The organism is Actinomadura soli, from assembly GCF_005889715.1.
GTDB classification, from domain to species: domain Bacteria; phylum Actinomycetota; class Actinomycetes; order Streptosporangiales; family Streptosporangiaceae; genus Spirillospora; species Spirillospora soli.
The window spans coordinates 1-7,334 of sequence record NZ_VCKW01000336.1; the positions used below are offsets into that span (position 1 = coordinate 1).

6 protein-coding genes and 1 pseudogene are annotated in these 7,334 nt (G+C 71.1%); 4 read left to right on the plus strand and 3 right to left on the minus strand.

Features of this window, described 5'->3' with window-relative positions; translation table 11 throughout:
• Together ETD83_RS37210 and ETD83_RS37215 are read right to left on the minus strand one after the other, a co-directional pair.
• The coding region (locus tag ETD83_RS37210; protein ID WP_230421444.1) for a PH domain-containing protein at nucleotides 1–1,574 on the minus strand (1,574 nt) is incomplete at its 3' end.
• Nucleotides 1,571–2,131: a PH domain-containing protein gene (locus tag ETD83_RS37215; protein ID WP_171064660.1), complete on the minus strand. Its 561-nt coding sequence runs from the start codon at nucleotides 2,129–2,131 to the stop codon at nucleotides 1,571–1,573. The genes ETD83_RS37215 and ETD83_RS37210, both read right to left, overlap by 4 nt.
• Nucleotides 2,132–2,458: 327 nt before the next feature.
• Between ETD83_RS37215 and ETD83_RS37220 the strand changes: the two genes are divergently transcribed.
• A complete protein-coding gene (locus ETD83_RS37220) occupies nucleotides 2,459–3,448 on the plus strand; it encodes an ATP-binding cassette domain-containing protein (RefSeq protein WP_138649898.1) in 990 nt (329 codons plus the stop codon).
• Nucleotides 3,445–4,254: an ABC transporter permease gene (locus ETD83_RS37225; RefSeq protein ID WP_138649899.1), complete on the plus strand. Its 810-nt coding sequence runs from the start codon at nucleotides 3,445–3,447 to the stop codon at nucleotides 4,252–4,254. Before ETD83_RS37220 ends, ETD83_RS37225 begins: the two co-directional genes overlap by 4 nt.
• Nucleotides 4,255–4,383: 129 nt before the next feature.
• Here the strand turns inward: ETD83_RS37225 and ETD83_RS37230 are convergent, their stop codons facing one another.
• The gene (locus ETD83_RS37230) at nucleotides 4,384–5,715 is read right to left on the minus strand and encodes an NAD(P)/FAD-dependent oxidoreductase (RefSeq protein WP_407921546.1); all 1,332 of its coding nucleotides are present in this window, start codon (nucleotides 5,713–5,715) and stop codon (nucleotides 4,384–4,386) included.
• A 455-nt stretch (nucleotides 5,716–6,170) separates the two neighbouring features.
• Between ETD83_RS37230 and ETD83_RS37235 the strand changes: the two genes are divergently transcribed.
• Nucleotides 6,171–6,758 (plus strand): YbhB/YbcL family Raf kinase inhibitor-like protein, encoded by a 588-nt coding sequence (locus ETD83_RS37235; protein ID WP_230421445.1) that lies wholly within the window; start codon nucleotides 6,171–6,173, stop codon nucleotides 6,756–6,758.
• 268 nt (nucleotides 6,759–7,026) lie between these two features.
• Nucleotides 7,027–7,334: pseudogene (locus tag ETD83_RS37240) on the plus strand (hypothetical protein); the annotation flags it as partial.

Here is a 7,334-nt window from a genome sequence, read left to right on the forward strand (position 1 = left end):
GGCTCCAGGAACGGCGTCAGCCAGGCCGGGGTGATCCCGGCGGCCAGGGCCACCGCGTCCTCTTCCGCCATGTCCGTCGCGGAGTAGCCGCCGTCGCCGGCGCCGACGGCCGCGAACAGCGTGGCCAGGCCGAGCCTGCGCTGGAAGAGCGTCCGGCGGATGCGCCATCCGATGATGGCGTCGTGCTCGACGACGACCTGGCGGCGGCGCAGGGAGCCCGACCGGACGCTGAGGCGCCCGCCGTCCGTGACGTGGCCGAGCTGGCGGTAGCGGTCCAGCCCGAGCGGGACCGCGGGAACGGCGAACGCGGCGCACACGCAGGCGACCCAGGGCTGACCGGCGAGCAGGGCGAGGCCCGCCAGGCCGACCGGCGCCGCCACCGCGCGGACCAGGCGACGGCCCCGGGCGGCCGGCGGATGGGCGATCAGCGGCCCGGGGACGTTCCCGACGACGCGTGCCGCGAGGGATTCGGCGACCGTGCGGGGCGCGGCGGGCAGGAGCCGGCCGCGATGCGCGACGTCCCCGAGACCGGTGATGAGGGCGCCCAGGCGGGTCACCCCCGCCATCCGCTCGAACGGGTTGTCGGCGAGCTCGACGCCGCGCAGGCGCCGCCGTTCGAGGGAGACGCTGCGGCGGGTGAGGAGGCCGCGCTCGACGACGACGGAGCCGTCCCGCTCGCGGACGGTGAAGTCCCAGTTGAACAGCGTGAAGACGATCACCGACATGACCGGCATCGCGATCAGGACGGGGATGGCCAGCGCGACGACGAGGGCGGTGGACAGGCCCACCACGTCATGGCCGAAGTTCTCCACCCGTTCCCGCGTGATGAGGCCCAGGTCGTCGCCGAGGTTGTAGACGGTGCCGAGGAGGCTTCCGGCCAGCGCGAACGGCGTGAGCAGGTAGGCGCCGCTGAGCGGCGCGTAAACGTACCAGCGGCGCCGCATCCGGGCGAGGACGCGGCTGGGGGGCGCGGGCGCGTCCCGGGCCAGGAGGATCTCGCGGAGCCGTTCGGCCTCCTGCCGGGAGACGGCGTTCAGCGAGCCTTCGCCGCCGTCCGCGCCCGCGTCGATGTGGAGGACCGCCAGGCCGAGCAGCCGGTGCGGAAGGGACGCGGTGATGTCCACGCCGCGGATCCGGTCGCGCGGGATGGACTTGACGGACCGTCCGATGAGGGCCCGCCGCAGTTCGATGCGGTCGCCGTACAGGACGTAGGTGAACGTCACCCAGCTCGCGATGTGGAAGATCAGCCCGAACGTGAGCCCGGCCAGGGTGAAGTAGAAGGCCGTGGACAGTCCGCCGACGAGGAGCCCCGTCGCGCCTGCGGCGACCAGGGCGATGAGTTCCCGGACGGCGCCGACGACGAACGTGAGCGGGTGCAGCCGCTGCCCGTGACCGATCTCCTGCGGCCGCGTCCCGTTCGACGCGGTCGCGGCAGCGGCCCCGGACGTGCCGGAGGCGGAGTCGGCGGAGTCGGCGGGCGTGGCGCCGCCGTCGCGATGGCCGTTGGAGGAGGAGCCGGCGGTCCGGTCGTGCGCGGCGGGTTCGGGCGCCTGGTCGCCGCCTCGGACGTTCACGTCGCGTCGTCGCGGAGGTCGTGCGCGCGGTGCGCGAGGTCCTCGGCCAGGCGGGTCGCCACGTCCACCGGAAGGCCGGCGACCTCGGACGATCCGGCGTGCGAGGCCGTGTTCACCTCGATCGTGGCGAGGCCCAGCATCCGCTCGATCCAGCCCTGCTCGGTGTCGACGGTCTGGATCCGTCCGACGGGGACCAGCATCCATTCGCGGCTGAACCAGCCCGTCCGGGTGTAGACGACGTCGGCGCTGACCTCCCACCGGTGGACGCGGTAACGCCAGACCGGCGCGACCGTCACCATGAGCAGGCCCGCCGTGCCGATGATGTAGGGCAGCCAGCCGATCCGTCCCGACAGCCACCCGGGCATCCCGCTCCACCCTGCGTCGCCGGCCCAGGCGGCCACGCCCAGCGCGAGCCCGAACGCGAGGCCCCACAGCAGCAGATACTCGATCGCCCAGTGCGCGATCGCGCGGCGCGACACCCGGTGTTCGGGCGGCCGCAAGCGCGGCGGGTGCGGCCCCCCGCCGTCCCTCTGGTGACTGCCCCGCACCGACGTCACACCGCGAGTTTAGAACGCCGGAGGCGCCCTCCTGTCTTTTCTCCCTGCGCTAACACCCCGTCCCAGGCGCCAGAACTCCGCCGGTGCAGGGCACGAAACGCCGGGTGGCGGGCACGGGATTCGAGGGGTCCGGGCACAATCGCGCGGCCGTCAGCGTTTTGTCAGTGGTCCATGCGATGTTGTGGGCGCGTCTTGCGCTACCGGCGAAGCTTGGCCGGGGCGGCGAAAAAACTGGATGCGCACCACCCCGGACACCGCATATTTTTGGCTGTTCCCTCGCCCGAGGGACGGAGACGTCCGGCGAACGAAAGAAACCTAGGAGATCACATGACGTACGCCATCCAGGCCGACGGCCTGGAGAAGCGGTTCGGTGAGACCCAGGCGCTGGCCGGCGTCTCCCTCACCGCCGAGGCCGGGACGGTGCTCGGCGTGCTGGGTCCGAACGGCGCGGGCAAGACCACCATGACGCGGATCCTCGCCACGCTGATCGACCCGACCGGCGGCACCGCCCAGGTCGGCGGGTTCGACGTCGTCAAGGACGCGCACAAGGTGCGGCAGCTCATCGGCCTGACCGGCCAGTACGCCGGGGTGGACGAGATGCTCACCGGCACCGAGAACCTGGTGCTGATCGGCCGCCTGCTCGGCATCCCGCGGCAGGAGTCCAAGGCGCGGGCCGCCGAGCTGCTGGAGCGGTTCCGGCTCACCGAGGCCGCCGAACGCGCCGCCAAGACCTACTCGGGCGGCATGCGCCGCCGTCTCGACCTCGCGGCGAGCCTGGTCGGACGGCCGCAGATCCTGTTCCTCGACGAGCCGACCACGGGCCTCGACCCGCGCAGCCGCAACGGCCTGTGGGACATCGTCCGCGGCCTGACCGACGACGGCGTGACCGTCCTGCTGACCACGCAGTATCTGGAGGAGGCCGACCAACTGGCCGACGACATCGTCGTCATCGACCGCGGCCAGATCATCGCGCACGGCACGTCCGACGTGCTGAAGTCGCAGGTCGGCGGCCAGGTGCTGGAGGTCCGCCCGGTCGACGCGACCGACCAGGACGTCGTCGCGCGGATCGTCGGCGAGCTGGCCGAGGCCGTCCCTGAGGTCCGCGACGGCCTGATCAGCACGCCGATCACCGACCCGCAGCTGATGCCCGCCGTCGTCCGCCGCCTCGACGACGCCGGCGTCACCGTCGGCGAGCTGTCGCTGCGCAAGTCCAGCCTGGACGAGGTGTTCTTCGCCCTCACCGGCCACCACACCGACGACATCGACGCCGAGGCCGGCGAGCTCGCCGAGGCCGACAAGGAAGGGGCGTCCGCATGACCGCCGCGACGTTCGCGCCGCAGGACCTCTCCAAACGGGTCTCGCCCGGCACCGCCGTGCGCAACACGTTGACCCTGGCCTGGCGCAACCTCGTCCAGATCAAGCACAACCCGATGGAGCTGCTGGACCTGTCCATCCAGCCCATCATGTTCGTGCTGCTGTTCGCGTACGTGTTCGGTCCGCCGATGGAGGGCAGCGTCGACGCGTACCTGCCCGTCGTCATCCCGGGCATCATCGCGCAGAACGCGCTGTTCGCGGGGATGAGCACCGGCTTCGGCCTCAACACCGACATCACCAAGGGCGTGTTCGACCGGTTCCGGAGCCTGCCGATCTCGCGCAGCGCCCCGCTCGCTGGACGGATCATCGCCGACACCGCCAAGCAGGCGTGGTCGATGACGATCCTGCTCGTGGTCGGCTTCGCGATCGGCTTCCGGATCGAGACCAACGTCTTCGCGCTGCTGACCGCGTTCGTGCTCCTGCTGACCTTCGCGATCCTGTTCTCCTGGACGTCGGTCTACATCGCGATGAAGGTCAACGAGCCGGAGAAGGTGCAGATCTTCGGCTTCGTGGTGATCTTCCCGCTGAGCTTCCTGAGCACCGCGTTCATCAAGTCGACCGAGGGCATTCCCGGGCCGGTGGCCTGGGTGATGGACAACAGCCCGGTGACGCACCTGGTGGAGTCGATGCGCGGCCTGCTGGTCGGCGGCCCCGCCCTCGAACACGCGTCGATCGCGCTGGCCTGGGGCGTCGGGATCGCCCTGATCTTCGCTCCGCTCTCGCTGCGCGCCTTCAAGAAGCGCGCCTGATCCGCGCGGACGGCCCGGCCCACCGGTGATCGAGACCGGAGGGCCGGGCCGTCGGCATACGCGCGCGGTGACGGCGAGACGCCCCGGCGGCCGGTGCCGGCTGCCGGGGCGTCTCGGGCGGACGGGCGGTCAGGCCGCGGGCTTGGCGGCCTTCGTCTCGGTGGCGGCCTCGGCGATCTTGGCCTTCGCCCGGGCGTCGTCCAGGGCGGCGAGCTCGAAGTCGGCGCGGGGCTGCTCGACGGTGGCGAGGGAGACGGTCTCGCGCTTGAGGAACAGCGCGAGCGTCCAGTCCGCCACGACGCGGATCTTGCGGTTGAACGTCGGGACCATCGCGCCGTGGTAGGTCCGGTGGAAGAACCACGCGGGCCAGCCCTTCAGCTTGAAGCCGAGCGGGTTGGCCACGCCCTTGTGCAGGCCGAGGCCGGCGACGGTGCCGAGGTTGCCGTGGACGTACGGCTTGAGCGTCTTGCCGCGCAGCGACCGGACGATGTTGTCGCCGAGGAGCTTGGCCTGGCGGACGGCGTGCTGCGCGTTCGGCGGGCAGAACTCGCCGTCCTGCGTCAGGTCCGGGATCGCGGCGTTGTCGCCGGCGGTGAACGCGCGGACGAGGCCCTCGACGGTCAGGTACTCGGTGCCCTTGACGCGGCCCTTCTCGTCCACGGGCAGGTCGCCTTGCCGGACCACCGGGGACGCCTTCACGCCCGCGTTCCACACCAGCGTCCCGGCCTGGAAGGCGCTGCCGTCCGACAGCTCGATCTGCCCGCCGACGGCCGACTTGAGGAGGGTGTTCATCTTCACGGCGATGCCGCGGCCGCGGAGCTGCTCGGCGGTCCACCGGCCCATGTCGGGGCCGACCTCGGGCAGGATGCGGTCGGTGGCCTCGACGAGGATGAACCGCAGGTCCTGCGGGGTGACCTTGCGCATGTACTTCGTGGCGTCGCGGGTCATGTCCTCCAGCTCGGCGACCGCCTCGACGCCGGCGAACCCGCCGCCGACGAACACGAAGGTCAGCGCCTTGCGGCGCATCTCCTCGTCGTTGGTCGACTCCGCGATCTCCAGCTGCTCCAGGACGTGGTTGCGCAGGTGGATGGCCTCGCCGACCGTCTTCAGGCTGATGCCGTTCTCGGCGAGCCCGGGGATCGGCAGCAGCCGCGGGACCGCGCCCGCGGCCATGACGAGGTAGTCGTAGGAGATCCGCTCCGGCGGCCCGGCCAGCGGCTGGACGATCGCCCAGCCCTCGTCGTGGTTCAGCTCGGTGACCCGCGCCTTGCGCACGGTGCACTTCGGCAGCACCCGGCGGAGCGGGACGACGACGTGCCGCGGGGAGATGTTCCCGGCGGCGGCCTCGGGAAGGAACGGCTGGTACGTCATGTACGTGTTGGGGTCCACGACGGTGACCTTGACCTCGCCCCTCCTGAGCTCGCGCTTCAGCTTCTTCTGCAGGCGCAGGGCGGTGTACATGCCCACATAGCCGCCACCCACGATGAGGATGTGGGGAGCGCCAGGGGTCCCCTCGGCGGTCCTGGCCATTGCGGCCTCCAATGTCACGGTCGGCTTGTGAAGACATTCACAAGCTACCTGATGATCGTGCCCGGCACCATGGAGAACCATGGGAAGAACGCGGGAATTTCCCGTCACGGCAAAGAGAGGGGCCGGTGAAGCTGTGAAACTCACCACTCCTTCTCAATTTTCCGGATGGAACAGGACAAACCACGCATGACCAACATCACAGGCCCCTCTCCCGGAGAGCCGTCGCGCGACGGGACGAAAGGCGCGTTCCACTCCCCGCGAAGCCCTATCGTTGGGGCGGACGAGGAAGGGGGCGCCGGCGGCGTGATGTGGGCTGCCGAGATGCGGGGCCGAGATGACGGCGATCCGGCGGCGCGCGGCGTACGATCTCGCCCGGGAGCGAATCGATGATGAGCAGAGACCGGCGTCCGATCACGGCCGCGGCGGGCGCGCTCGCCCTCGCCGGGACCGTGGGCGGCTGCGGGCTGATCGGCCAGCCCCAGAACAAGAGCGCCGAACTGTCGGAATGGTTCACGGTGACCAGCCCCGTCTTCCGCGATGGGCGCGACTTGCCCCCGAGGTACGGCTGCACGACGTACTCTGGCGGACAGGGCAGGACCCCACCGCTCCGGTGGTCGGGCACCCCGGCCGGGACCAGGTCGTTCGCGATCGTCATGGACGACCCGGACGCGTCCGGTGGCGCCTACGTCCACTGGGTGATCGCGGGCATCGACGGGACGGTGAACGAACTCGTCGAGGGAGCAAGTCTGGACAGGACCGTCGAAGGGTTGACCACGGACAAGAAGGCGGGCTACGCACCGCCGTGCCCGCCCAAGGGAGAACGGCATCGGTACCGGTTCACCATCTACGCGCTGGACGATCCGGCACCGTTTCAGAACGGCGCGGCACTGAAGGACTCTCTGCCCGCCATCGCCGAGCACACGGTGGGACGGGGACGGATCACCGGGAACTTCGGCGGCAAGCAGGCGCGTTGACCGTGGAGCCTCAGAGCACCGGGTCAGGGCGGACCCCACCGGGGGGCTGGAGCCGACAGGGGTGTACCGATGGGCCGGACGGCCGGTCGGCACGCGCCGTGTGAGGGTAAATGTGCGCGAAGGGTGTGACAACGGTCATAGCGGTCGGACAGAATCGGGCTAAGCCGCGCCGGCGGACTCCCGAGGACGTCCGGCCACCGGTGACGGCCGGAGCGGGCCCGAGGTCCGCGCCGGAGACTCTCGCCGGGCCAAGGCATTGGGTGGTGGCATGACTTCTTACATCGTGGTCTTCGGCCTCATTGTGGTCGTGGTCCTGGTGGTCGTCCTCGTGGCCCTGGGCCTGCGGGCCAGCAGGGCGGGACGCGACGACGACGACTGGATGGACGACGAGCCGCAGCAGCCGCGCGTCCGCCGGGGAGTCCAGCCGCAGGACGAGATGGGCGGCCCGGAGGGCTACGGGTACAACGACGGCTACGACGCCGGCTACGACAACGGCTACGACCGTCAGGGCATGCCCGAACCCGCCATCGACCGCCGCGTCGCGGGCGGCGGACCCCTCGCCGCTCCCACCGGCGG

Bases quoted from the DNA above. Each gene is read 5' to 3' on its own strand.
- ETD83_RS37220 (WP_138649898.1), top strand. From the start codon at position 2,459: ATGACGTACGCCATCCAGGCCGACGGCCTGGAGAAGCGGTTCGGTGAG.
- ETD83_RS37225 (WP_138649899.1), top strand. From the start codon at position 3,445: ATGACCGCCGCGACGTTCGCGCCGCAGGACCTCTCCAAACGGGTCTCG.
- ETD83_RS37230 (WP_407921546.1), bottom strand. From the start codon at position 5,715: ATGTACACCGCCCTGCGCCTGCAGAAGAAGCTGAAGCGCGAGCTCAGG.
- ETD83_RS37235 (WP_230421445.1), top strand. From the start codon at position 6,171: ATGATGAGCAGAGACCGGCGTCCGATCACGGCCGCGGCGGGCGCGCTC.